Source organism: Streptomyces sp. NPDC026417 (assembly GCF_055567695.1).
Genome location: NZ_JBVHPY010000020.1, coordinates 25407 through 48254 on the forward strand (window position 1 = coordinate 25407; position 22848 = coordinate 48254).

A 22848-nucleotide genomic window follows, 5' to 3' on the forward strand; every position below is an offset into this window, starting at 1 on the left:
GGCAGGAGAGGGCGCCGACGCGTCACAGTCCCGCCGTGTGATCGGGGACGTACGTCTGCAGGTCGCGCGGTGGGCGCTCGTAGCCCGTCGAGGCAGGGCGCGGCGGCAGCTCCAGCACCGGCGGAGGGACCTCCCGGTACGGTACGGAGTCCAGCAGATGCGCGATCGTGTTGAGCCGCGCCCGGCGCTTGTCGTCGCTCTCCACCACGTACCACGGTGCTTCCGGGATGTCGGTGTGCACCAGCATCTCGTCCTTGGCGCGGGAGTACGCCTCCCACCGGGTGATCGACTCCAGATCCATCGGGGAGAGTTTCCAGCGGCGCAGCGGATCCTCCAGGCGGCGCCGGAAGCGCTCCTGCTGGACCGCGTCGCTCACCGAGAACCAGTACTTGCGGAGCAGGATTCCGTCCTCGATCAGCATCCGCTCGAAGATCGGGCACTGGTGGAGGAAGCGCTGGTGCTCCTCCTTGGTGCAGAAACCCATCACGTGCTCGACACCGGCCCGGTTGTACCAGCTCCGGTCGAACAGCACGATCTCGCCGGCGGCCGGCAGATGCTGCACGTACCGCTGGAAATACCACTGGCTGCGTTCCCGCTCGGTCGGCTTCGGCAGGGCGGCGATCCGTGCCACGCGGGGATTGAGGTGCTCGGCGACGCGCTTGATGGTGCCGCCCTTGCCCGCCGCGTCCCGGCCCTCGAAGACGACGACCAGCCTGATGTCCTGCGCGCGGACCCACTCCTGAAGTTTCACCAACTCGGTCTGCAGGCGCAGCAGTTCCTTCTCGTAGGCCTTGCGGGGCAGCCCCGCCGCCTTCTTTCCGGCCATCCGGGCTCCTCACCACGCACTCGTCCGGGCCGGGTGCCGGCGTCGTCGGGCACCCGGACAGCACCGTACTGTCCGGCGGGGCGTCACGCCTCGTGGACGTGCGGGCGGGAGCGTGTCCTGACGGCACTCGGACACACGTGCCCGCCCCGACGGAACCGCGCGTATTCCGTCGGGGCGAGCCGGGTTGCGGAGGCGGGTCAGCGGGTGAAGGTCGCCCGGTGCTCCTTGAGGGCGGCGCAGTTGGAACCGGTCACCTGGACGTACACGTTGCTGATCTGGCCGCCCCAGTCCACGCAGAAGCCCTTGCCGTAGACGTAGGTCGGTCCAGCGTACGAGGTGTACCGCCCGTAGTCGTCGTCGTACGCGTCCGTCGCGGGAATGTAGACCCACGCGGACATGTCCACGGCGGTGCCCGGGTTGTTGCGGATGGTGGCGACGCAGTTCTTGCCGTTGCTGGAGTTGTACGTCAGATAGACGGTGCCGAGCGAGCCGACGGGTGCCGAGTTCACGGTCTTGTAGCCGCTTCCGCACACCTTCTGCGGAGTGGTGTTGGGTGCGGCGGAGGCCGGTGCCGCCAGAGCGGTCGTTGCCCCCAGGGACAGAGCCGCTAAGGCGGCCGCGCCCAGAGCGGAACGGGTGAATCGCATATTTCCCCCTTGTGACTGTATGTAGCCGAAGGAGTCGGTTGCTCCTGCCAGATGTGACCTGCAAGACATCCGGATGGTTGTGCCGTAACCAAAAAACAAGAGAAACGGCCCGGAGGGCGGCGCCGGGGGGAGTAGGAGCGCGCCGAGGTCACGACGGCTCGTGCGTACCGTCCGTACTGCGGGTATCGAAGTTCTCGGCGGAAGTGAGCCGTTCGACGAAGGTTCTCAGGTCCGGAGCCAACGGCAGCTCGGTGTTCCGGTCGGTGTCGAACCACGTCACCGAAGGCTCTCCTTGCCGGCGGCAGAGCCGGTAGTCGAGTGCGATCCAGCAGTGCCCGTCGCCGGAGAGCAGGACGAGCAGAGAGGGGAGCCCCCATTCCTGCAGCAGGTACGGCGTGTCCAGCAGCGACGGCTGGTTCTCCCGGCGACCGATCCCCATCACGGTGTCCAGCGGGACATGGCCCTCGTCCCAGGACGTCGGCACTTCGGTCGGGAACGCGCTCCAACGAACGGCCACCCGGCCGCCGTTCTGTACGCGCAGGATCTCCAGGAGGACGGACGGCAGGCGCACACCGAGCTCGGCCTCTGCCTCCCGGACCCCGTCATCGGTCAACGGCGCCTGGATTCCGTAGGGGCTGTCGCCCCAGAAGGAGGCCTTGACCTCGTCGAATCGAGCCACGGCCGCATCCTAGGGCCGCCGAGGCCCCGCCCGTCTCCGGCCCGAACTCCCGCCACCCGCCACCGGAAACCCCGACACGTCCCCGTCGCGGTTCACCGCGGAAAAGGCGTGGTTCGCGGTGCCCCGGGCTGTGATCATGACCGGATGATCTTCCGCGCTGCCACCGCAGACCCCGTAGACCTGAACCGCGCCGTCGCCTACCCGATCGAGGGGCCGGTCCCCGGGCTGACCTCGGACAGGATCCGGGAAGAACTCGCGCGCAACCAGTTCCGCCCCGAGTGGACCTGGTTCGCCGAGGACGAGCACGGGGAGATACTGGCCCGCGCCCTGTGGTGGGGCCGTGCCGACAGCGCCCGGCCGATCGCCCTCGACTGCCTCCAGGTGCGCTCCGGCGCGGCCGACCCCGCCGCCCTGGCCTCCGAACTGCTCGCCGCCGGCCATGCCGCCTTCGGCGCGTCCCCGGTATACAACATCTCGCTGCCCGGTGACTGGCGGAACAGTCCGGCTCTGGTGGAGGCGGTGGCCTGGCGCCGGCAGGCGGCGCGCGACTCCGGGCTGACCAACGAGATCGAGCGTCTGCGCTACGAGTGGACCCCCGCTGCCGGCCTCCCCTCGTCCGCGGGGAAGTTGGTCTTCCGGGAGGGGGCGGACGAGGAGTTCCTCGACGCCTTCATGAAGGTGTCTTCCGGCAGCCTGGATCTCCATACGCAGAACGAACTCCGCTCCATGGACGCCGAGCAACTGGCCCGCGAGGACGTGGCGTTCTACCTCGACTGCCCCGGAGAGCGGTCCTGGTGGCGCCTCGCCCACCTTCCGGACGGCACCCTCGCCGGCCTCGCCGTCCCCTCCGCGACGCCGTACCACCGGAACGTCGGCTACCTGGGGATCGTCCCCGAGCAGCGCGGCCAGGGACTCATCGACGAGATCCTCGCCGAGATCACCGACTTCCACGCGAGCCAGGGCGCGGACCGCATCACCGCCACGACGGACACCGTCAACGCTCCGATGGCCGCCGCCTTCGACCGCGCGGGATATGAGGTGACGGAGATCCGCCTGGTCCTGGAGGCGCCCACGCGGTGATCCGACCCGTTCGCTTGCTCCGCTGACGGGACGGCCGCGGACGCGACCCGTTAGAGGCCGGGACCTGCTTCCGCCGGGGTGAGGTCCCTCCGCCGGGCCGGCGTCGTGCTTGGGGCCGAGGTCCCTCCTCGGGTCGAGATCCTCCCATCGGTTCGATTCCTCCACCCCGGTGGAGGAATCCCGGCCGAGGGTGAGCACGCTCCGTCGCCCCACCGGCGCACGCGAGGGCAAGTATTTCGGACGCGGAAACACCATTCCGAGCCACTCCGCCATTCCATCCGCACTGAACTCCTACTAAACTTAACCGGTTTGGCTCCGATGGTTGCCCCTGGGGACGTCTGCTTCTAGCCTCTCTCCCAATCGCCGATCGAAGGCGTTCACCACCACCCCTGTTCGCGCTGATGGAATTCAAGTGGTGGCGCTCTTCGGCGACTTGACGTCCCGCTGTCCGGTGCGAGCCGAATGTCGAATGCCCGGGCAGCGGGACTCCATCCGGCTCGCGCGCACTCCCTTTCCCCGAACCGAACCGAGCGAACTGGCCCGGACCCGGCCGGTCCGGGCCGGCCGGGTAGGAGGGGGCGGCGATTGCCCACGCGCCGCAGGCCGCGGCACATGCGCGAGCGACGACCTGAGGAGCGGCAATGAGAAGAAGACTGGCCGGCGCGGCGGGAGCGCTCCTGGCCCTCGCGGCCTCACTGCTGGCCACCCCGACCGTCGCCCGGGCGCAGACCCGGGCGGAACCGGGGTTCCATGTCAGTGACGGCCGCCTGCTGGAGGCGAACGGCAAGGACTTCGTCCTGCGCGGCGTGAACCATGCCCACACCTGGTATCCCACCAGGACACCCCAGGCGCTGAAGGACATCAAGGCGCTGGGCGCCAACTCGGTGCGCGTGGTCCTCGCCACGGGCGACCGCTGGACCCGGAACGACGCGGCGGACGTCGCCGCGGTCGTTGCCCAGTGTAAACAGAACCGCCTCATCTGCCTGCTGGAGGCGCACGACACCACCGGCTACGGAGAGCAGGCCGGGGCGGTCTCCCTGTCCCGGGCCGTGGACTACTGGCTGAGCATCCAGGACGTACTGAAGGGCCAGGAGAAGTACGTCATCCTCAATCTGGGCAACGAACCCCACGGCAATTCCGGCTACCAGGCGTGGACGTCGGACACCCAGAACGCGATCGCCCGCATGCGGGGCGCGGGCTTCGATCACACCCTCATGGCCGACGCGCCCAACTGGGGCCAGGACTGGTCCTTCACCATGCGGGACAACGCCGCAAAGGTTTTCACCGCCGACCCGGACCGCAACACGGTGTTCTCGATCCACATGTACGGCGTCTTCGACACCGCCACCGAGGTGAACGACTACCTGAACCGGTTTACTTCACAACATCTCCCCATCGTGGTGGGTGAGTTCGGCAACGCGCACTCGGACGGTGATCCCGACGAGGACGCCATCATGGCCGCCGCCCAGCGGCTCGGAGTCGGCTACCTGAGCTGGTCCTGGAGCGGCAACGGCGGTGGGGTCGAATATCTCGACCTGGCCGCCGACTTCGACGCCTCCCGGCTCACCGCCTGGGGACGGCGCCTGTTCGACGGCGCCAACGGCATCAAGCAGACCGCACGCGAGGCCGGTGTCTTCTCCTCCGCTCCCGGTGACGGTTCCTCAGGAGGGAGGTGCGCGGTCGGCTACCGGCTCAGCGACTGGGGCAGCACGTTCAACGCGGACGTGACCATCCGCAACACCGGCACGACCGCCGTACAGGGCTGGCGCCTCGACTTCGCCTTCCCGGGGCAGCAGAAGATCAACTCGGCCTGGAATGCCCGGGCCACCCAGGAGGGCAGCCAGGTGCGGGCCGCCAACGAGTCCTGGAACGCGACGATTCCGGCCGGTGGCACGGTGACCTTCGGCTTCAACGGTTCCTCCACGGGAGCCAACGGAATTCCCGCGTCGTTCTCCCTCAACGGCACCGGCTGCACGATGACCTGACACGCCGACATACGCAGTGCTCACACAGGGCCACGTCCCTCCGGGGGCGCGGCCCTGCTCGCTCGTGACGCCTACGACCCGGTCCCCGGCGCCCGGGCCGTGGAGCCCCTCGGCGTCAGCGTGGGCGTCGGCGCCTGGTGCGCCCCGCTGTGCGTCCCGTTGATCACGTCGAACAGGACGCGCGCCACCTCGGCACCGAAGTGGTGCACGTCGTGGCTCATCGCCGACAGCGTCGGATGCGTGATCCGGCACAGTTGGGAGTCGTCCCAGGCGATGAGCGACAGGTCGTCCGGGACGGCGAAGCCCATCTCGGCCGCGACGCCGGCACCGGCAACCGCCATGATGTCGTTGTCGTACACGATGGCGGTGGGCCGATCCGCGGCGAGCAGCAGCGAGCGGGTGGCGCGGGCGCCCTCCTTCTCGTCGAAGCCCGTCGCGATCTGCGGCGCCTCCTCCAGCCCGAGGGCCCGCGTCGTGGCCGCGAACGCTCGCGCCCGGATGGCGCTGTGCCCGAGGTCTGCGGGACCACCGACGCGGGCGATCCGGCGGTGGCCCAGAGCCGCCAGGTAGCGGACGGCCTCGGCGACCGCGGAGGCGTCGTCGGTCCACACGGCCGGGAAGGGGCCGGTCAGGGAGGGGTGGCCGACCGCGACCGCGGGCAGGCCCGTTCCCTGCAGTGAGGGCAGCCGGGGATCGTCCTCGCGCAGGTCGACCAGGATCGCTCCGGCGATCATCCGGCCACCCCACCAGGCCTTGTAGAGGGCGATCTCCTCGTCCAGGTCGCGCACCAGCCGCAGCAGCAGCGAGCAGGACCGCTCGGCCAGGATGCTCTCGATGCCGGAGATGAACTCCATGTAGAAGGGTTCGAGTCCGAGCAGCCGTGCCGGCCGGCACAGGGCCAGCCCGACGATGTCCACCCGCTGGTTGGACAGGCTGCGCGCGGTGGCGCTGGGCGCCCAGCCCAGTTCCCTGGCCGCCTCGAAGATCCGCTCACGCGTGGCCGCGGAAACACCGGGCTTGTGGTTGAAGGCGAGTGACACGGCGCCCTTGGACACTCCCGCCCGCGCGGCGACGTCCTTGATGGTGACCCGTTCCGCCGGGCTGCTCATACGGTGTCCACGCAGAAAAGGGCGGCCCGGACGTCCTCGATGCCCACGGTGCCGCACCCGGTCACGCGGATGCGCGTGCGCTCACCGGCCAGCAGGGTCTGCGGGCCGCGGTCGCAGACGGCGGCCGGGTCGAGCCGGTCGGGCTGGAGCAGCAGGTCTCGGACGAGGGTACGGGCGGTCACCACGACATCGACTCTATCCCGCTGCCCGGCCACGGGCTCCACGTCGACGTCGTACGCGGGCCGGGGGGAGGCGAAGTCCTTGTCGGGGACCGGGAAGTGCAGTGCGCGGAGCCCGTCCGCGTCGGCCACCAGGAATTCCTTGGCGGACTGCTCGTCCGGGACGAGGTCCCGGTGCACGGGAAGCCGGGCGACCGAACGGGGATCGGCCGTCACGTCGACGACGCTCTCGCGGATCAGGGTCCCGTCGGACCCGCACCGGCGCAGCGTCACCGCAGTGCGCCAGGGAGCGGCGGACTGGTTGACGGCGGCGAGCACGAGGCCCTCGGCGACGGGCTGCAGGGTGAGGAGCCGGTCGGCGTACACGCGGCGCAGTTCGTGGTAGAGCGGTTTCAGGCGGCCGTCGCCGTCGATCGCGGCCCAGGAGGTGACGGGCCAGCAGTCGTTCAGCTGCCAGACGACCGTGCCGGCGCAGACGGGCCAGTGCGAGCGCCAGTGCTCGATGCCGGCCGCCACCGCCCGGGCCTGCACGAGCTGGGTGAGGTAGTGCCAGCGGTCGAAGTCGCCCTCGGGCAGGGGAAAGTGACGGGCGACGCCGCGGTCCAGCTTGCCGTTGCCGTCATCGGCCTTCTGGTGGTGGAGCATGCCGGGCGAGTCGGGAGCGAGCCGCTCGCCGGGCAGGGTGCGCCGGAGGGTGGTCTGCGCGGGCGGTGCCTGCCAGCCGAACTCGGCCACGAAGCGGGGCACATTGGACCGGTACTCGCTGTAGTCCTGCCGGTTCCACACCTCCCAGGAGTGGTGGGTGCCGTGGGCGGGGTCGTTGGGGTGGTGGTCCCAGGAGCCCGACCAGGGGCTGCCCGCCGCGTAGGGGCGGGTCGGGTCCAGCTCGGCGACGATCCGGGGGAGGAGGCCCAGGTAGTAGCCCTCTCCCCAGGAGTCGCCGGCGAGCGGGGCCTCCCAGTCCCAGTCGCGGAACCCCCACAAGTTCTCGTTGTTGCCGTTCCACAGCACGAGCGAGGGGTGCGGCATCAGTCGGACAACGTTGTCGCGGGCCTCGGCCTCCACCTCACCGCGCAGCGGCTGCTCCTCGGGGTAGGCCGAGCAGGCGAAGAGGAAGTCCTGCCAGACCATCAGGCCCAGCTCGTCGCAGACGTCGTAGAAGGCGTCGTCCTCGTAGATGCCGCCGCCCCACACCCGCACCAGGTCGACGTGGGCCTCGGCGGCCTGGGTGAGCCTGGTGCGGTAGCGGTCGGGAGTGATACGCGAGGGGAAGGCGTCGTCGGGGATCCAGTTGACCCCGCGCGCGAAGACGCGCACTCCGTTGACGACCAGGGTGAAGCCGGTGCCGTGCTCGTCGGCCGTGCGGTCGAGTCGGACCGTGCGGAAGCCGATCCGCCGCTGCCAGGTGTCGAGCGGGCGGCCCGCCTCGTCGCTCAGCGCGACGTGGAGGTCGTAGAGGGGCTGTTCGCCGTATCCGCGCGGCCACCACAGGTCCGGTTCGGCCACCTCCAGCCGTAGCACCGCCTCGTCGGCGGTGAGGGCGGCCTCGGCGTGCGCGCCGGCCACCCGGGCCTCGACGCGCAGCGTCCGCCCCTGCCCCTGCCCGGTCCGCTCGATCTCCAGATGCACCTCGACCAGACCGCTGCCCCCGTCCACCGTGACCACGGGGCGCACCCGGGCGACGCGGGCCGTGGACCAGTGCTCCAGCCGCACCGGGCGCCAGATGCCGGCAGTCACCAGCGTGGGCCCCCAGTCCCAGCCGAAGTTGCACGCCATCTTGCGGATGTACTGCGACGGTTCGGGATAGACGTTCGGGCGCTCACCGGTGAGCGCCCGAACCGCCGCGGCCTCGTCGTAAGCGGATGTGAAGCGGACTTCCAGTTCCCCCGTGCGCCCCGTCACGTCGAACCGGTGGCGGCGGTGCATGTTGCGGGTCGAGCCGACCGGCCGGCCGGCCAGGGCGATGTGTGCCGCGGTGTCCAGGCCGTCGAAGACCAGGTCGGTCCGCTCGTGGGCGCTGTCGTACGACAACGCGTGCGTGTAGGTCCAGTCCCGGCGGCCGATCCAGGCGAGGTCGGTCTCGTTGCGGCCGAGGAACGGATCGGGGATGGCCCCGGCGGTCAGCAGATCGGTGTGGACGCAGCCGGGCACCGCGGCCTCCAGCAGTTCGTCGCCATGGCGCAGGCTCCAGCCCCCGGTGAGCGGGGTGACGTCCTTCATGGTGCGGCTCCAATCGCCTGACTCAGGCAGGTGGATGGACAACGGCCGACAACCTAACCCTCAGATCGGTCCGTGTCCATAAACCGGTCTAGTCCTGCGCCTGCACGGATTAAGGGTCATCACCCCATGTGGGCACAGGGTGTTGATGGACTCGGGTAACGATTGAGCATCGTGCTGGAAATCTGAGCTTTACCGGTTAACCCACGGCTGACATAGTGCCGACATCCCACCCGCAGAGCTGAGCCGCCAACCTGAAGGAGCTGGGCACATGGGGAACAGGAAGACGCTCACGGGAGCGCTTCTGGCCGTCACGATCCTGACCGTCGCGGGATGCAGCGGCCAGGGCGCGGCCTCCGGCGGGACGGCGAAGGCACCCGCCGATCCGGCCGACGCCTCGGGCACCATCAAGGTCCTGACGCACCGCACCGATCTCGTCCAGAACGGGACGATGGACAAGTACGCCGCCGAGTTCAACAAGACCTATCCCAAGGTGAAGGTGAAGTTCGAGGCCCTCACGGACTACGAGGGCGAGGTCAAGATCCGGATGAACACCGAGGACTACGGCGACGTCCTGATGATCCCCGGCGTCATCGCCAAGAACGACTACCCGAAGTTCTTCGCCCCGCTCGGCACGGCAGCGCACCTCGGCGGCAAGTACCGCTTCAGCGACAAGACCGAGGTCGGCGGCAAGGTCTACGGCATCGCCAGCTTCGGCACCGCCAACGGCTTCCTCTACAACAAGGCGGTCTGGAAGAAGGCCGGCATCACCGACTGGCCCACCACGCCTGGGCAGTTCACCGCCGACCTGAAGGCGATCAAGGCGAAAACGGACGCGGTGCCCTACTACACCAACTTCAAGGACGGCTGGCCGCTGACCGCGTGGAGCAACGACATCGGCTCGGTCACCTGCGACGCCAAGGCCAACGACAAGCTCGCCGGTGCCGTCTCCCCGTGGAAGCGCGGCGGCGACCTGAACACCATCGACTCGCTCCTCCACGACATCGTCGAGGGCGGTCTCTCCGAGAAGGACCCCAGCACCACCAACTGGGAAGCGTCCAAGGGCATGATCGCCCAGGGCAGGGTCGCCACCATGCACCTGGGTTCCTGGGCCATCACGCAGATGCGCGACGCGGCCGAGAAGGCCGGCACGGACCCCGACGACATCGGCTACATGCCCTTCCCGGCACAGAAGGACGCGACGTACTGCGCCGTGGTCGCCTCCGACTACCAGCAGGCGGTCAACATCCACTCCGACCACAAGGCGGCGGCGCGCGCCTGGATCGACTGGTTCACGGAGAAGTCCGGCTTCTCGGCCAAGGAAGGCGCCGTTCCCACACTGAAGTCCGCCCCCATGCCCAGCACGCTCAAGGACTTCGTTGACAACGATGTCACCTTCCTGGAGCGCTCCGAGGCCGCGACGGGTGACGTGAACTCCATCGACAACGCGGCCGAGATAGGCCTGAACAAGCCGGACTACCGCCAGAAGCTGGTCGACGTCGCCCGCGGCGCGCAGAAGGGCACCCTCGACGCCTTCTTCGCCGACCTCGACAAGAGGTGGAACGAGGCCGCCGAAGCCGCCGGTTCCTGACCTCAGCCGGCTCCGAGCCGACACGGCCCCGCCCGGAGCGGCGGACGGGGCCGACCGCCCGTCGCAGATCAGCGGACGACGAAAGGCCCGTCATGACCGAGACGACCGATACGGCACCGGCGAAGGTGCCGCGCACCGCCGCACCGCCCCGCAGGACGGCACGCCGCCCCACGACCCCGCGCGGCGGCCGGCGCGGCGGGCCCCTGCTCCGCCGCCTCACCCCGTGGCTCTTCCTCGCGGTCCCCCTGGTCCTGCTGATCACGTTCACCTACGTGCCCGTGGGCAACATGATCTTCTACAGCTTCACCGACTGGGACGGCGTCAGCCCGGACCGGAGCGTCACCGGCATCGACAACTACCGGCAGATCTTCACCCGGCCCGAGCTGTTCCGGGTGTTCTTCGTCAGCTTCTACTACCTCGCGGCCTCCGCCGTGCAGATCGTGGTCGCCCTCTACTTCGCGACCGTCCTCAGCTTCGACCTGCGCTTCCGGAACCTCTTCAAGGGAATCCTGTTCTTCCCCTACCTCATCAACGGCGTCGCCATCGGGTTCGTCTTCCTCTACTTCTTCCAGGACGGCGGCACGCTGGACTCGGTGCTGTCCTGGTTCGGCGCCGGCTCCGACCACGCGTGGCTGGGGGACCCGGCGTCGGCCAACACCTCACTGGCCGGAGTGTCCGTGTGGCGCTACGCCGGACTCAACTTCGTACTGTTCCTGGGCGCGATCCAGTCGATCCCCGCCGAACTGTACGAAGCGGCGGAGCTGGACGGTGCCACCCGGTGGCAGCAGTTCCGCCATCTCATCGCCCCGAGCATCCGGCCGATCCTCAGCCTCAGCGTCATCCTGGCGATCTCCGGGTCCCTGTCGGTGTTCGAGATCCCCTACATCATGACCGGCGGCGCGACCGGGACGTCGACCTTCGTCATCCAGACCGTGAAGCTCGCCTTCCAGTTCAACAAGACGGGCCTTGCGTCGGCCGCCGCCGTGGTCCTGCTCCTGATCATCCTGCTGATCACCTGGATCCAGCGCCGCCTCGTGCCCGACGAGAGGGTGGACCTCGTATGACCACGTCCCTGCCCGTCCGGCGCCGGCGCCGGATCGCACCGGCTCTGACCTACCTGTCGTTGATCCTCGCGTCGCTGATCGTCCTGGTGCCGCTCGGCGTCGTCCTGCTCACCTCGCTCAAGACGTCCAAGGAGGTCACCGACGGCGGAGCACTGACCCCGCCCGGCGACTGGCTCAACTTCGGGAACTACGCGACGGCGTTCACCGACGGCAAGTTGCTGTCCGCCTTCGGGAACACCGCGTTCATCCTGCTCTTCTCCATCACCGGCACGGTCCTCATCGGTTCGATGACCGCGTACGCCATCGACCGCTTCGCCTTCCGGGCGAAGAAGCCGGTCATGGCCCTGTTCCTGTTCGCGACCCTGGTCCCCGGCGTCACCACCCAGGTCGCCACCTTCCAAGTGGTCAACAGCTTCGGCCTGTTCAACAGCCTCTGGGCGCCCATCCTGCTGTACATGGGGACGGACATCGTCTCGATCTACATCTTCCTGCAGTTCATCCGCGGGATTCCGGTCTCGCTCGACGAGGCCGCCCGCCTCGACGGGGCCAACGCGTTCACCATCTACTGGAAGATCATCCTGCCGCTGCTGAAGCCGGCCGTCGCCACCGTGGTGATCATCAAGGGGATCACCGTCTACAACGACTTCTACATCCCGTTCCTGTACATGCCCTCGGAGGACCTCGGCACCATCTCGACCGCCCTGTTCCGCTTCAAGGGGCCCTTCGGAGCCCACTGGGAGGACATCTCGGCAGGCACGATCCTGGTGATCGTCCCGACCCTGCTCGTGTTCCTCTTTCTCCAGCGCTACATCTACAACGGCTTCGCGCGGGGTGCGACGAAGTGACGCCCGCCGGATGCTCGCGGTCACCCGCCCGCCACGACGGAATCCGGCTCCGCGGCGGAGTCGCCGTGCCCGCCGACCCCGGCCTCCAGGTCGGTGACGAGGGCGCCCAGCCAGACCTCCACGTCGGTCAGGAGCGGCAGGACGGGCGGTGGGGCGCGCAGGACGACGGAGGAGGGCAGCTGAGCGAGGCGGACACGGATGCCGTCGACCGGGAAGTCGGCGGCTCGGTCCGTCGCCGTCGCCACCTTTTCGGTGGCCTCGTGCATCCACCGCAGGGCGGCAGGGGGGAAGGAGTGTGCGCCCGCCGTGCGCGGCAGCCAGTAGGCACCGACCAGGGCCCGCACACCGTAGTTGATGACGGCGAGCCAGTCGGGACCGGAGTCGGCGGCGTGTGCCGCCGGTTCCGTCCGGTACTGGGCGTACGCGCCCTCCGCCAGACGCAGCCGGTGCCGGATCGGTGCGAACGCCCGGTCCGAGCCGTCCTGCGAGGAGGCGGGGCCGCCCGGGCCGGTCACGTCGGGAGCCGGGCCGCCCCGGCCGGTCACGGCGGCCGTGGTCGCCCGCACCAGCGGCGCGGTGTCCCGGAGCAGGGCGGTCATGCTGCGCTGGATCTCGGCACGGGCGCCGGCCGGCCAGGCGAGGAGACCGCACAGCAGCCCGATCGCGCTGCCGGTCAGGACATCGACGAAGCGGGCCTCCGCCAGCCGCCACGTCACGGGCGCCACCTGGGCGAACGCCGTGGAGACCACCAGCGTGAACATGCCCTGCGCCCACGCGGGTCCGTTCGCGGGTCCCACGGTGAAGGCCACCAGCATCACCGGCACCAGCAGATACGCGTACACGTCCGTGCTTCCGCCGGCCCCGATGATGAGCAGGCCGGCGGCCAGCGCCCCGGCCAGGGTGCCGGCCGCGGCGGCCCGCGCGGCGGACCAGGTGGCGCCCGCCGTCGTACGCCCCAGCGTGAGCACGGCCAGCAGGACCCAGAAGCCGTGCGTGAGGTCCAGCGAACCGGCCACCAGCCGGGCGAGGGCGAGACCGAGTGCCGTGCGGAGCGCGTTCTGGAAGACGACGGAGCGCCGGGTCAGGTTGCCGGTGATGCGGACGGTCCAGAGGCGGACGGTCCCCGTCTCGGCGTACCAGAACTGTTCGTGGGGCAAGCCGTACACCGGTCGGCGGCCGCCGACCGCCAGCGCGGTGGCGGTGCGCGCGGTGACGGCCGACACGGCGGCGGTCAACACCATCGACTGCCGCCTCAGGACGTCCGGCGAGGGACTCGTGCGCGTGGTCGTGGCTCTGCCGCGCGACACGAGGAACTGGTTGATCATCTCCTCGAGGATTTCGGCCCCGGCGGCGGGCCGGGTGCCGCGCAGCACGTCCGCGGTGCCGGTGCAGGCCGCCGCGATGCCGCGCAGAAGATCTTCCGACGCCATGTCCGTGGCCGCGGGCGCCCGTTCGGTGAGGGCGGCCAGCTGGTCCAGCAGCCGCCGGGTCGCGGAGCCCGCCTGGGCGAGGGCGCGGTCGGCCCGGCCCGGCCCGGTCGGGCGTGCCCCGGCCGGCTGCCGTGACAGACGCAGCTCCCGGCCCGCCGACCGCAGCTGTGCGGCCGGCCGGGGCCCCGGTTCCCCGGCGCGTACGACGGCGGTCGCGGTGCGGGCGGCGAGGTCCAGGGCGTCGGCGACCCGGAGGCGGTACGACGGCTCCCGTCGGTCCGGCAGCAGCACGAGCGTGCACAGGATCAGAGCCGCTCCGCCCATGCCGAGCCCGGTGAGCCGCTGGGGGAGGGTGTCGGGCTCGTAGGGCGGGAAGCAGGCGAGGATGTAGAAGAGCTGCAGACCCGGGGCCGTACCCGCCATCCTCGGACCGCACGCCGTGCCGAAGGTGAGGGCGAATCCCACGACGAGCATCCCGGCGACGGCGGGCAGGGTGGCCACCGCCAGGACCGTGCCGAGCACGACGAGGACGGCGGCGGCGGGGAGGGCGCGCAGCACCGTGGCGGCGCGCTGCCGACTGGAGCCCGGCACCGGGGACAGGACTCCGAAGGCGATGGGCGCGAACAGGGCGTACACGCCGGTGACCGGCTGGTCCAGGAGATACATCGCCGGGTAGAACCCGGCAGCGGCGGCAGCGGTGACATGAACCGCATGCCGACGCGTCTCGGCGGATGCGGGGAGCAGATGCCACTCGGGCATGGGCGCTCCTCTCCACGCGCGTGACTCCAGTGTCGCGCGGGACCACCGATCCTGCCGGGGCGCGGGAAGCCACGTGGGGCGCGGTGCCCGGGGGACCGGCGGGGAGGACACCGCGCCCGGCCGGGGGTGTCGTTCGGATCACTCCGGGTCCGCGGGAGTCCTCCCCGTCATCGTCATCGCAGAGTGAGCGTGGTCTCGGACTCGACCCGGGTCAGCTTCTCCGGGTTGCGGACGAAGTAGAGGCCGGTGATGCGGTCGTCCTCGACGCGGATCGCCATGATGCCCTCGAACTCGCCGTCCAGGCGCACGACGAGTGCGGGGGAGCCGTTGACCACGGTGGGGGTGGTGGTGAGGGTCGCGTCGATCTTGCTGGTGCCGCCGAAGTAGAAGCGGACCACCTTGTCGGCGCCGACGATCGGCCGCAGGGCCGCCCGCTTGATGCCGCCGCCGTCGCTCACGAGGACGACTTGTGGTGCGAGCACGTCGAGGAGGTCCTGCGGGTTCCCGCTTTCGAGTGCGCGCTGGAAGGACTCCATGACGGCCCGGCTCTGCCGTGGGGAGGCCCCCTTGAGGGGGCGGCGCGCGTCGACGTGCCGGCGGGCACGGTGCGCGATCTGGCGGACGGCGGCCGGGCTCTTCCCCACGGCCTCGGCAATCTCGTCGTAGCCGACGTCGAAGACCTCGCGCAGCACGAACACCGCCCGCTCCATGGGTGCCAGGGTTTCGAGGACGAGCATCATCGCCATCGACACGCTCTCGGCGAGCTCGACGTCCTCGGCCACGTCCGGGGTCGTGAGCATCGGTTCGGGCAGCCACTGGCCGACGTACGCCTCCCGTCGGCGCTGCATGGTGCGCAGCCGGTTGAGCGCCTGCCGGGTCGTGATCCGGACCAGGTAGGCGCGCTGGTCACGCACCTGCTCCAGGTCGACCCCGGCCCACCGCAACCAGGTCTCCTGGAGGACGTCCTCGGCGTCGGCCGCGGATCCGAGCATCTCGTAGGCGACGGTGAAGAGCAGGTTGCGGTGGGCGACGAAGGTCTCGGTCGCCGGATCGGTGTCCTGATGGTTCACGTTTCGATGTCCTCCCGGCGTGTCCGGGCCCTGCTCCCGCGGGCTCCGAAGCGTTCGTGTCCGAATGAGCCCCCGTCAGGAGGATGTGCAGATACGTGACTTGAGGATCTTCGGGTCGGCGGGGACACCGGACGCAGCGTCATGTCGGTGATCCTATGCACGCACCTGTTCGGCGAGTGGGCACGTCACCGGGTGGCACGACTCTCCGACCGCGCCGCCCCCTCGGCGGAGGCGGGCGCCTGGGCACGCGCGGCCTGCAGCATCTCCTGTCGCTTCGGGCCTCCCGAGGCGCGGTGCAGGCTGTACGAACCGGGCTTGGCCGCCTCGCCGGCCAGATGCTTCACGATGCCCTTGCACACGAACTCCTTGAGCTTCGCGCCGGACCGGCCGTCGATGTGGATTCCTCGCGCGACGTCGTGCCGATGGGCGAACTGGAAGATGCCGGCCCGGCGTCCCAGGCTGATGCACTGGCCGGCGAACACCTGGTTGAGCGTCGCGGGCTCCTCCCCGGCGAGGCGCGCCAGCACGGTGTCCGCGGCGCGTGCCCCGAGCGGGATGGCCGCCTGGCAGCTCATCCGCAGCGGCAGGCCCGACGGTGCTGCCGAATCCCCGGCCGCGACGATGCGGTCGTCGTCCACGCTGGTCAATGTCTCGTCCGTGAGCAGCCGGCCCAGGGCGTCGGTCCGCAGCCCGCTGCGAACGGCCAGGTCCGGCACGCCGAATCCGGCGGTCCAGACGGTGACCGCGCTCGGCAGCTCGTCGCCGCCGCTCAGCCGTACGGTGCCGCGGGTCACCGCCGTGACCTTCGAGTCGGGTCCGTCCACCACGGTCACGCCCAGCCCGGCGAGCCGCTTGGCTACCGAACGCCGACCGCGCGGGTGCAGATACGGGCCCAGCACACCACCACAGACGAGGGTCACCCGGCGACCCGGCTCCGCCAGCTCCGCGGCGGTCTCGATCCCGGTGGGTCCCGCTCCGACGACGGTGATCGGGGCCGTGGCGGGCGCGGCGTCGAGGGCCGGCCGCAGCCGTTGCGCCTCCTCCAGGCCGGCGATCGGGTAGGCGAACTCGGCGGCACCGGGCACGCCGGGGTCGGCGCTTCCGCTGCCCACGGCGTAGACCAGGTAGTCGTAGCCCACCGAGCCGCCCGAGGCCAGGGTCACCCGGCGCTCGGGTGCGTCGATGCGTGTCACGGTGTCGACCACGAGGGTGACGTCCTCGGCCATGACCTCGCGGTACGCGACGACCGCCGGGTCGGAGCCGCCCACCAGCTGGTGCAGTCGGACCCGGTTGACGAAGGTCGGGCGGGGATTGATCAGCGTCACGGTCACGTCGTCGCGCTGCGTCAGGCGATTGGCCGCCATGACACCCGCGTACCCGCCGCCGATCACGACCACTTCAGTGTTGTCAGCCATGGTGTCTCCCTCGTCTCCAATGGGTTCGGTCATGAGACACCGCACCCTCGGAGGCTGTGACAACGTGTGAGGCAGGTCACGTCACGGGTGCCGGCGCGGTCCGCCGTGCCGTCCTCCGCGGACTTCCGTGGCCCCGGGGTGGCTCATCGCGCCGGCCTGGTACCCGCCGGGCCTGCCGCGCGCCTCCCCGGCTCCTGTCAGGCGCCCTCGGCCGCCGTCGGCACCGCGCGCTCGGCCTGCTCCAGCCAGCGGGTGTACCACCGCGCGAAGGTCATCGGCCTCTTGTCGTCGTCCAGCAGCGGCGCCAGGTCCGTGTCGTCTGCCCTGCCGTCGGACCAGACGGTGCCGCGGTGGACGCCACTGACGACCAGCCACTCGCGCAGGGCGCAACCGCGATGGCAGATCACGACGGCGCCGGCGGTGCGCTCGGGAGCGAACATGAGGGCGTCCCACTGCTCGTCCCAGGCCTCGATGGCGTCGTCGAACTCCTCGATCTCGTCGAAGTCCTCCTCGTCGGGGCGCCGGGCGAGGAGCTCTTCCAGGGCATCCGCGTCCGGCCCCCGCTCGGGGAACGGCTGCGCGAGCAGGGAGAGATCGGCCAGATCGGCGCCGTCGCCCTCCCAGCGCCACCGGCCCTGGACACGCCGCACGGGGAACACTCCGTACGCGGGACCGGCGCCGCCCGCTGCCACCTGGAGGAGGAACGTCCGGTACTCCTCGGGCAGCGTCGCGCCGGTCTGCTCCTCAAGGTCGGCGAGTTCGCTCGCGGTGAGCGGCTCCTCCAGAGCCCACTCGTGCCCCAGCGCACCGAACACCGCACTGCCCGCCGCCCGGGCGCCCAGCGCCTCGACACGTTCCCGGATCCCCGCCCACTGATCAAGCATGTGCAGACCGTAGCGCCCCCGACGGACACCCGTCCCGCGGGCAGGACGCGCGGCGGCCCGGGGCTCGCGCTCCGAGGAATCCGGTCGCGCGTGGCGGGGCGGCCGCCCCCTGCATGGCGACTTCGCGCCGGCCGCCCGGGGCGGTGCGGATGAGGGGCTTGCGCCGTGGGCCACGGGGAGCCCGTCCATGCCGTGGACGCATACCAGGTGTGCTCAACTCTCGTTGGACTCATGGATGCGGCGTTCCTAGCGTAAGAGGCATGACCACTTCTCGCATCGCTCTCGTCACCGGCGCCAACCAGGGGCTCGGACGCGCCCTCGTCGAGGGGCTGGCGGCCCGTATGGCCTCGGACGACCTGGTCCTGCTCACCGGTCGTCATCGGCAGCGCGTGACGGACGCCGCAGCCGCAGTCTCCGGGCTGCCGGGCACACGTGCCCGCGTGGAGGGCCGGGTCCTCGACGTCACGGTCCCCGGCGCCGTCGCGGACCTCGCCGAGGACCTGCGGGCCCACCACGGCGGGGTCGACGTCGTGGTCTCCAACGCGGTCGCCCGACTGCTGCCCCATGAGTCGCAGGCCGCTCGGGCCGACGAGTTCATCGACGTCTCCAACACCGCCACCCACGCCGTCCTGCGCTCCTTCGGGCCCGTACTGCGGACCGGCGGCCGACTGCTCGTGGTGGCCAGCAGCCTGGGGACACTCGGTCACCTCGACGCCCGTCTGCACCCCCTCTTCGAAGGAGCGAGCCTCGAAGAGGTCGAGCGCGCCGTCGAGGTCTGGCGCACCGCCGTCCACGACGGCACGGCCGCCGAGGCGGGCTGGCCGCGCTGGCTGAACGTCCCCTCGAAGGTGGCCCAGGTCGCCGCCGTGCGCGCCTTCGCCGCCGGCCGCCGGGAGCACGACCTCGCCACCGGAACCCTGATCGCCTCGGTGTGCCCCGGCATGGTCGACACCGCCACGTCCCGGCCCTGGTTCAGCGACTACAGCCACGCGCAGTCACCCGCCGAGGCAGCGCGCGCGGTGCTCGACCTGGTCTTCGCCCAGGGGGCCGACCCGGCGCTGTACGGGGAGTTGGTCCGCTTCGGCAAGGCCCTGCCCTGGCACGACGGCACCCCGCCGGTGGAGCAGGACCGGCTGCTCACGCCCTGACGGAGGGGGCGCGATCGAGCCCGCCGGCCCGCGTGTTTCCCCGCCGTCGGGTCACTGCTCCCTGATCTCGTCCAGCGAGAGCTGCATCGCGGCCCGTGCGCGCACGAACCAGTCGGCGAGGACGGCCGTCTCGTCGGGGGTGTAGTCCGCGAAGAGGGCGCCGAGCCGCTCGTAGTGGGGGCCGTACACGGCGAAGACGCGGGCCGCGGCCGATTCGTCGAGAACGACACGCACGCGGCGGCGGTCGCCGGGGTCGGGTCGGCGGTGGACGTATCCGGCACGTTCCAGGCGGTTGAGCACGCCGGTGACGGCGCCCGTCGTGAGATTGGCGCGCTCGGCCAGGTCGCCCGCGTTCAGGTGTCGTTCGCCGGCTCCGATGACGTGCCCCAGGCAGGTCAGATCGGTGACGTTCAGCCCCAGTCGCTGGGCGATGTCGTGCTGGGAGACGAGAGCGAGCGCGATCATCTGGTCCATCGCGTCCAGCGCCTGCTGCGGTGTCGCTTCGGGGCGGGGCTTGCCCTTCACCGAGATTCTCCTTAGCATCTAAGTTACTTAGCTCGTGAGATAAACCGTCCGGCTCACGTGCCGAAGATACCGAGAGATCGATCCGAGGAGTTCCATGAGCGGCTTGCACGGCGACCACGACCTCGGCCATACGGTCGCCGGATGGACCGGCACCTGCCTGGCGCTCGCGGGATTCTGCCTCTCGGGTGCCGCGATGATCACCGCGTGGACGACGGGCTTCTGGCTCGGCCTGGGCGTGATCGCTTTTGCCGGTCTCGTGACCTGGGTCCTGCATCTGAGTGGCTGGGGGAAGCCGAGTGGTCCGCGTCCGCCGGCCGAGCAGCACTGGCGCGTGAGGGACCGTTCGGCGGCGCAGGGGCACCTCGACTGCGTGGGCTGCCGGACGGCGGGGCGCGGACCCCGCCGGCGTGCGCGGGGTGATGAGCCGGCATCCACGGCATCCCTTGCCCCGCAGGCGAGTTGGCGTTGAGGTCCGCCATCGGCGCTCGGCCTGCCGGAGACGCGTTCCGGTGCTGACTGATTACCCCGCGGCGCGGGGGTCCGAGGCCGGGGGAGTGGCCCGGGTCGGTAGGCGGCAACGCCCTGGGGAGTGGCGGAGCCCGTGTGCGGCCGAGGGCTGGAGCGACGAGGCGGCGACCGGCCGCGGTCCCGAAGGGTGATGTACTCCCGCGTCCGCGCCGCGTCGCTCGTGGCCGCCCCGTCCGTCGCCTGCCCGAGCGTGCGGTCGAAGACCGTCAGGGGCAGCAGGAGCACGCCCGCCCCGAGCATGATCGTGCCGGCCGTCCACCCTGGACCTCACAGCATGGACTGCACAGTTCTACCTGTATACCGACACCCCGTGACCGCCGGCGGCCGTTGCCGGGACGGGCTGCCCGTCCCGTCCGGTCACGCCCCCGGGGCCATGTCCGGGAGGAGCAACCAGACTTCCGACAGGGCGAGGCCGTGTTCGCCGGTCTCCGCCCCGCATGCGCAGCGCAGCGAGACCGTGTGCCAGTCACAGGTCACCGTCCATGGACCCGCCTGGCCGCCGCACGCCGGGCAGCCGACCGTCCTGGCCGTCCACACGCCCAAGGCCGGTCTGCCGTAGCGGCGGAAAGCGACCCGTGTACCGGACCCGCCAGGGTTCGACGAGAGGGGTGAGCGGCGCGGTCCCGGGTGGGTTCGGGGCGGCCAGCGCGGTGAACAGTGCGATGAGGCCGGGGAGCAGCGCCTCCCCGGCATCGGTCGGTGGCGCGGCGGGGACGTCAGGCGTCCCGTAGTGCGGGGCGGCCGCCGCGGCCGGTGGGTTCGGGGTCCCGTGCCAGGGCAGGAACGCGCGGGCGACGGCGGCCAGGAGGGCGGCGGCGGGCGGGCTGACGGCGCCCGCGTCGAGGTGGTGGATCGTGGTGCGCAACAGGCGTTGGAGTCGCCGGTCCCGGTCCGTGGCCTGCATCCCGGTCTGCCCGGGGGCGGCCTGTCGGGTCGGGAGTGGGGCGCGTAGACGAGCGAGGACGGCCGCGGCCGCCGTGGCATCGGCCGGTGCGGGGCGCCATTCCCCCGCGGCCAGCAGGTGCCGCGCCCGGCCTGCCTCGCGGTCGAGGGCGCGCGTCCCCAGCGGCCGCGTGCCGACGGGTGCCTCCTGGCCTCCGTGCCGCTCCACCATTGCCCCCTCGTCCCCGGGTTCTTTCGCGCACCGTCACCGTGCACTGCTCCGGACCATCGTCGCGCGTCCGGGCGACACGGTACGCACGAGGGATCCTCGTCCGCTGTTCCGGTGGCCGGGACAAGGCCGGCGCACGGCAGGGGAGTTGGGGGAACCGTGGGTCGAGCACCGCGGGCCGAGCACCCGTGTCGACCACTCCGTGTCGAGCGTGAGCGTGGAGGGACTCGGAGACGCGGTTGCGTGTTCGTTATGCGAGGGCAGGACCGCCTCCCACCAGGCATCCTTTACGCTGCGCTGGCAAGCCGCCCCCTCCCGCCCGCGTCGGCGTGATCCGTGGGCGGCGTCGAACGTGATGACAGGGTGGGGACAGGGGAATGGGATCGCAGACCGCTGCGGAGCGGAGACAGGCGTGTCCGGAGTGCGGCGTGGACGTACCGGTGAATCCGCGCTTCAGCGTGTGGTGTGCCGAGTGCGGCTGGAACGTGGACCCCGGCGGGCCGGAGCCGAAGGCGGGGAGGATCGAGGCACGGCGCCGCCGCCTGGCCGAACGGCACGGGCAGCAACTGCTGGAGGAGATGCTGAGGGGCGGGGCCGCGGAGCCGAAGCGTGACTGGCCCGGCATTCTGGCGCTGGCGATCGCGTGGGCCGTCAACGGCCTCACCGTGGCCCTCGCCGTCAGCGGAGTGCTGTTGGTGGTGCTGGGCTGGAGCACGGTGACGCAGCCGGTGGTCGGCGTCGTGCTCATCGTCCTCGCCGTCGTCCTCCGGCCCCGCTTCGCCTCGCTCCCGGACGACGCACCGGTCCTGCGCCGGGCGGACGCGCCGAGGCTGTTCGCGCTGATCGACGAGGTCGCGAAGGCCGCCGGCACCACGGGCGTGCACGCCGTCGTCGTCGGGCCCGAAGCCAACGCGAGTGTGGGGCTCGTGGGCGTCCGGCAGCGGCGTGTGCTGTGGCTGGGCCTCGGTCTCTGGGAGATCCTCACCCCTCGGCAGCGCCTCGCCCTGCTGGGCCACGAACTCGGTCACTACGCCAACGGAGACCTGCGCCGCGCCAAGACGGTCGACAGCGCCCTGCGCTCCCTCGCCCTGTGGTGCTACATGCTGGCGCCCGAGCCGTCCGCCCCGTTCCTCGAACGTCTCGCCAATGTGGTGCTGATCCCCCCCGCGCTGGCTGGCCCGTGGCCTGCTGGCACTGCTCGACCACCTGACCCTGCGCACGTCGCAGCGCGCCGAGTACCTCGCCGACCGGACCGCCGCCCGCATCGCCTCCAGCGACGCGGCGGTGGAACTCATGGACCTGCTCCTCGTCTCCGACTCCGTGGCCGTGGAACTGCGCAGGGAGTCCGTCATGGCACAGACGGGAATCGGCGGGGCCTCTCGCCGTGACGCATGGCAGGGACTGTGGGAGCGCCTCGCCGCCCACATCGGATCCGTGCCGGAGCGGGAGTACGAGCGGCTGCGCCGGGTCAGTGCACTGCGCGGCCACAGCGTCGACTCGACGCACCCGCCGACTCATGCCAGGAGGCGCTGCGTCGGAGAGGGCGAGCCGCGGACCGCGCTCGTCGGCTTCGACGGCGAGACGGTGAGCGAGATCGCGGCGGAACTGTCCGAGGCCCGGACGCGCCTGGCGCGGCAGGTCATCCGCGACTACGCCGGCTGACGGCGAGGCGGGTGGCGGGGGGGGGGGGGGGGGGGGGGGGGGGGAAAGAGAAGAACACACAGAGGGGGGGGGGGGGGGGGGGAGGGTTCTGGCA

At 71.1% G+C, this 22848-nt stretch carries 20 protein-coding genes; 9 read left to right on the forward strand and 11 right to left on the reverse strand.

All coding sequences use genetic code 11. The features are described 5' to 3' along the window. Positions 1–22: 22 nt before the first annotated feature. The 3 genes from ppk2 to ACZ4NT_RS28105 all read right to left on the reverse strand — a co-directional run bounded on the left by ppk2 (position 23) and on the right by ACZ4NT_RS28105 (position 2152). Entirely contained in the window at positions 23–826 is an 804-nt protein-coding gene (gene ppk2 / locus ACZ4NT_RS28095; RefSeq protein ID WP_121409022.1) for a polyphosphate kinase 2, read from the reverse strand. A 197-nt stretch (positions 827–1023) separates the two neighbouring features. Next, positions 1024–1473 carry a spore-associated protein gene (locus ACZ4NT_RS28100; RefSeq protein ID WP_467728130.1) on the reverse strand — a complete coding sequence of 150 codons (450 nt, stop codon included), beginning with the start codon at positions 1471–1473 and terminating at the stop codon, positions 1024–1026. Between the two features lie 148 nt (positions 1474–1621). Beyond that, positions 1622–2152, reverse strand: a complete 531-nt coding sequence (locus tag ACZ4NT_RS28105) for an SMI1/KNR4 family protein (RefSeq protein WP_467728131.1) — start codon at positions 2150–2152, stop codon at positions 1622–1624. A gap of 144 nt (positions 2153–2296) precedes the next feature. Between ACZ4NT_RS28105 and ACZ4NT_RS28110 the strand changes: the two genes are divergently transcribed. Beyond that, the gene (locus ACZ4NT_RS28110; RefSeq protein WP_467728132.1) at positions 2297–3232 is read left to right on the forward strand and encodes a GNAT family N-acetyltransferase; all 936 of its coding nucleotides are present in this window, start codon (positions 2297–2299) and stop codon (positions 3230–3232) included. Between the two features lie 641 nt (positions 3233–3873). After that, the gene (locus ACZ4NT_RS28115; protein ID WP_467728133.1) at positions 3874–5217 is read left to right on the forward strand and encodes a cellulase family glycosylhydrolase; all 1344 of its coding nucleotides are present in this window, start codon (positions 3874–3876) and stop codon (positions 5215–5217) included. 71 nt (positions 5218–5288) lie between these two features. Here ACZ4NT_RS28115 and ACZ4NT_RS28120 read toward each other — a convergent pair whose 3' ends face one another. Together ACZ4NT_RS28120 and ACZ4NT_RS28125 are read right to left on the reverse strand one after the other, a co-directional pair. Beyond that, on the reverse strand, positions 5289–6326 hold the full coding sequence (locus ACZ4NT_RS28120; protein ID WP_121409017.1) for a LacI family DNA-binding transcriptional regulator: 1038 nt from the start codon (positions 6324–6326) through the stop codon (positions 5289–5291). Further along, entirely contained in the window at positions 6323–8725 is a 2403-nt protein-coding gene (locus ACZ4NT_RS28125; RefSeq protein WP_467728134.1) for a glycoside hydrolase family 2 protein, read from the reverse strand. The genes ACZ4NT_RS28120 and ACZ4NT_RS28125 overlap by 4 nt, the downstream gene beginning before the upstream one ends. A 268-nt stretch (positions 8726–8993) precedes the next feature. On the opposite strand from ACZ4NT_RS28125, the gene ACZ4NT_RS28130 reads away from it, so the two are divergent. The 3 genes from ACZ4NT_RS28130 (at position 8994) to ACZ4NT_RS28140 (ending at position 12222) form a co-directional block, all read left to right on the forward strand. Then, positions 8994–10313 carry an ABC transporter substrate-binding protein gene (locus ACZ4NT_RS28130; protein ID WP_467728135.1) on the forward strand — a complete coding sequence of 440 codons (1320 nt, stop codon included), beginning with the start codon at positions 8994–8996 and terminating at the stop codon, positions 10311–10313. A 92-nt stretch (positions 10314–10405) separates the two neighbouring features. Beyond that, the gene (locus tag ACZ4NT_RS28135; protein WP_467728136.1) at positions 10406–11377 is read left to right on the forward strand and encodes a carbohydrate ABC transporter permease; all 972 of its coding nucleotides are present in this window, start codon (positions 10406–10408) and stop codon (positions 11375–11377) included. After that, on the forward strand, positions 11374–12222 hold the full coding sequence (locus ACZ4NT_RS28140; RefSeq protein WP_121409013.1) for a carbohydrate ABC transporter permease: 849 nt from the start codon (positions 11374–11376) through the stop codon (positions 12220–12222). Before ACZ4NT_RS28135 ends, ACZ4NT_RS28140 begins: the two co-directional genes overlap by 4 nt. A 20-nt stretch (positions 12223–12242) precedes the next feature. On the opposite strand, the gene ACZ4NT_RS28145 is transcribed toward ACZ4NT_RS28140, so the two are convergent. From ACZ4NT_RS28145 to ACZ4NT_RS28160, 4 genes are all read right to left on the reverse strand, one after another. Next, positions 12243–14411 carry an FUSC family protein gene (locus tag ACZ4NT_RS28145; RefSeq protein ID WP_467728137.1) on the reverse strand — a complete coding sequence of 723 codons (2169 nt, stop codon included), beginning with the start codon at positions 14409–14411 and terminating at the stop codon, positions 12243–12245. A gap of 173 nt (positions 14412–14584) precedes the next feature. Beyond that, positions 14585–15481, reverse strand: coding sequence for an RNA polymerase sigma-70 factor (locus tag ACZ4NT_RS28150; protein ID WP_121409011.1), 897 nt, complete (start codon positions 15479–15481; stop codon positions 14585–14587). A gap of 185 nt (positions 15482–15666) precedes the next feature. After that, complete coding sequence (locus ACZ4NT_RS28155; protein ID WP_467728138.1) at positions 15667–16896, reverse strand: NAD(P)/FAD-dependent oxidoreductase; 1230 nt, start codon at positions 16894–16896, stop codon at positions 15667–15669. A 197-nt stretch (positions 16897–17093) separates the two neighbouring features. Further along, positions 17094–17780, reverse strand: coding sequence for an SMI1/KNR4 family protein (locus ACZ4NT_RS28160; protein ID WP_467728139.1), 687 nt, complete (start codon positions 17778–17780; stop codon positions 17094–17096). Between the two features lie 260 nt (positions 17781–18040). On the opposite strand from ACZ4NT_RS28160, the gene ACZ4NT_RS28165 reads away from it, so the two are divergent. Next, complete coding sequence (locus ACZ4NT_RS28165; RefSeq protein WP_467728140.1) at positions 18041–18928, forward strand: SDR family NAD(P)-dependent oxidoreductase; 888 nt, start codon at positions 18041–18043, stop codon at positions 18926–18928. Between the two features lie 51 nt (positions 18929–18979). On the opposite strand, the gene ACZ4NT_RS28170 is transcribed toward ACZ4NT_RS28165, so the two are convergent. Further along, on the reverse strand, positions 18980–19453 hold the full coding sequence (locus tag ACZ4NT_RS28170) for a MarR family transcriptional regulator (protein WP_183117233.1): 474 nt from the start codon (positions 19451–19453) through the stop codon (positions 18980–18982). A 94-nt stretch (positions 19454–19547) separates the two neighbouring features. Between ACZ4NT_RS28170 and ACZ4NT_RS28175 the strand changes: the two genes are divergently transcribed. Then, the gene (locus tag ACZ4NT_RS28175; protein ID WP_183117232.1) at positions 19548–19922 is read left to right on the forward strand and encodes an HGxxPAAW family protein; all 375 of its coding nucleotides are present in this window, start codon (positions 19548–19550) and stop codon (positions 19920–19922) included. Between the two features lie 525 nt (positions 19923–20447). Here the strand turns inward: ACZ4NT_RS28175 and ACZ4NT_RS28180 are convergent. After that, positions 20448–21095: a hypothetical protein gene (locus tag ACZ4NT_RS28180; protein WP_467728141.1), complete on the reverse strand. Its 648-nt coding sequence runs from the start codon at positions 21093–21095 to the stop codon at positions 20448–20450. Positions 21096–21520: 425 nt separating this feature from the next. Here ACZ4NT_RS28180 and ACZ4NT_RS28185 point away from each other — a divergent pair, with 425 nt between their 5' ends. Next, positions 21521–22480: a M48 family metallopeptidase gene (locus tag ACZ4NT_RS28185; RefSeq protein ID WP_467728142.1), complete on the forward strand. Its 960-nt coding sequence runs from the start codon at positions 21521–21523 to the stop codon at positions 22478–22480. Beyond that, positions 22443–22754 carry a hypothetical protein gene (locus ACZ4NT_RS28190; protein ID WP_467728143.1) on the forward strand — a complete coding sequence of 104 codons (312 nt, stop codon included), beginning with the start codon at positions 22443–22445 and terminating at the stop codon, positions 22752–22754. Before ACZ4NT_RS28185 ends, ACZ4NT_RS28190 begins: the two co-directional genes overlap by 38 nt. The last annotated feature ends 94 nt before the right edge of the window (positions 22755–22848 follow it).

What these genes read in the sequence shown, in the direction of transcription:
- ppk2 (WP_121409022.1), bottom strand. Translation starts at nt 826, where the DNA reads ATGGCCGGAAAGAAGGCGGCGGGGCTGCCCCGCAAGGCCTACGAGAAG.
- ACZ4NT_RS28100 (WP_467728130.1), bottom strand. Translation starts at nt 1,473, where the DNA reads ATGCGATTCACCCGTTCCGCTCTGGGCGCGGCCGCCTTAGCGGCTCTG.
- ACZ4NT_RS28110 (WP_467728132.1), top strand. Translation starts at nt 2,297, where the DNA reads ATGATCTTCCGCGCTGCCACCGCAGACCCCGTAGACCTGAACCGCGCC.
- ACZ4NT_RS28115 (WP_467728133.1), top strand. Translation starts at nt 3,874, where the DNA reads ATGAGAAGAAGACTGGCCGGCGCGGCGGGAGCGCTCCTGGCCCTCGCG.
- ACZ4NT_RS28120 (WP_121409017.1), bottom strand. Translation starts at nt 6,326, where the DNA reads ATGAGCAGCCCGGCGGAACGGGTCACCATCAAGGACGTCGCCGCGCGG.
- ACZ4NT_RS28125 (WP_467728134.1), bottom strand. Translation starts at nt 8,725, where the DNA reads ATGAAGGACGTCACCCCGCTCACCGGGGGCTGGAGCCTGCGCCATGGC.
- ACZ4NT_RS28130 (WP_467728135.1), top strand. Translation starts at nt 8,994, where the DNA reads ATGGGGAACAGGAAGACGCTCACGGGAGCGCTTCTGGCCGTCACGATC.
- ACZ4NT_RS28135 (WP_467728136.1), top strand. Translation starts at nt 10,406, where the DNA reads ATGACCGAGACGACCGATACGGCACCGGCGAAGGTGCCGCGCACCGCC.
- ACZ4NT_RS28140 (WP_121409013.1), top strand. Translation starts at nt 11,374, where the DNA reads ATGACCACGTCCCTGCCCGTCCGGCGCCGGCGCCGGATCGCACCGGCT.
- ACZ4NT_RS28145 (WP_467728137.1), bottom strand. Translation starts at nt 14,411, where the DNA reads ATGCCCGAGTGGCATCTGCTCCCCGCATCCGCCGAGACGCGTCGGCAT.
- ACZ4NT_RS28155 (WP_467728138.1), bottom strand. Translation starts at nt 16,896, where the DNA reads ATGGCTGACAACACTGAAGTGGTCGTGATCGGCGGCGGGTACGCGGGT.
- ACZ4NT_RS28160 (WP_467728139.1), bottom strand. Translation starts at nt 17,780, where the DNA reads ATGCTTGATCAGTGGGCGGGGATCCGGGAACGTGTCGAGGCGCTGGGC.
- ACZ4NT_RS28165 (WP_467728140.1), top strand. Translation starts at nt 18,041, where the DNA reads ATGACCACTTCTCGCATCGCTCTCGTCACCGGCGCCAACCAGGGGCTC.
- ACZ4NT_RS28175 (WP_183117232.1), top strand. Translation starts at nt 19,548, where the DNA reads ATGAGCGGCTTGCACGGCGACCACGACCTCGGCCATACGGTCGCCGGA.
- ACZ4NT_RS28180 (WP_467728141.1), bottom strand. Translation starts at nt 21,095, where the DNA reads ATGGTGGAGCGGCACGGAGGCCAGGAGGCACCCGTCGGCACGCGGCCG.
- ACZ4NT_RS28190 (WP_467728143.1), top strand. Translation starts at nt 22,443, where the DNA reads ATGGCACAGACGGGAATCGGCGGGGCCTCTCGCCGTGACGCATGGCAG.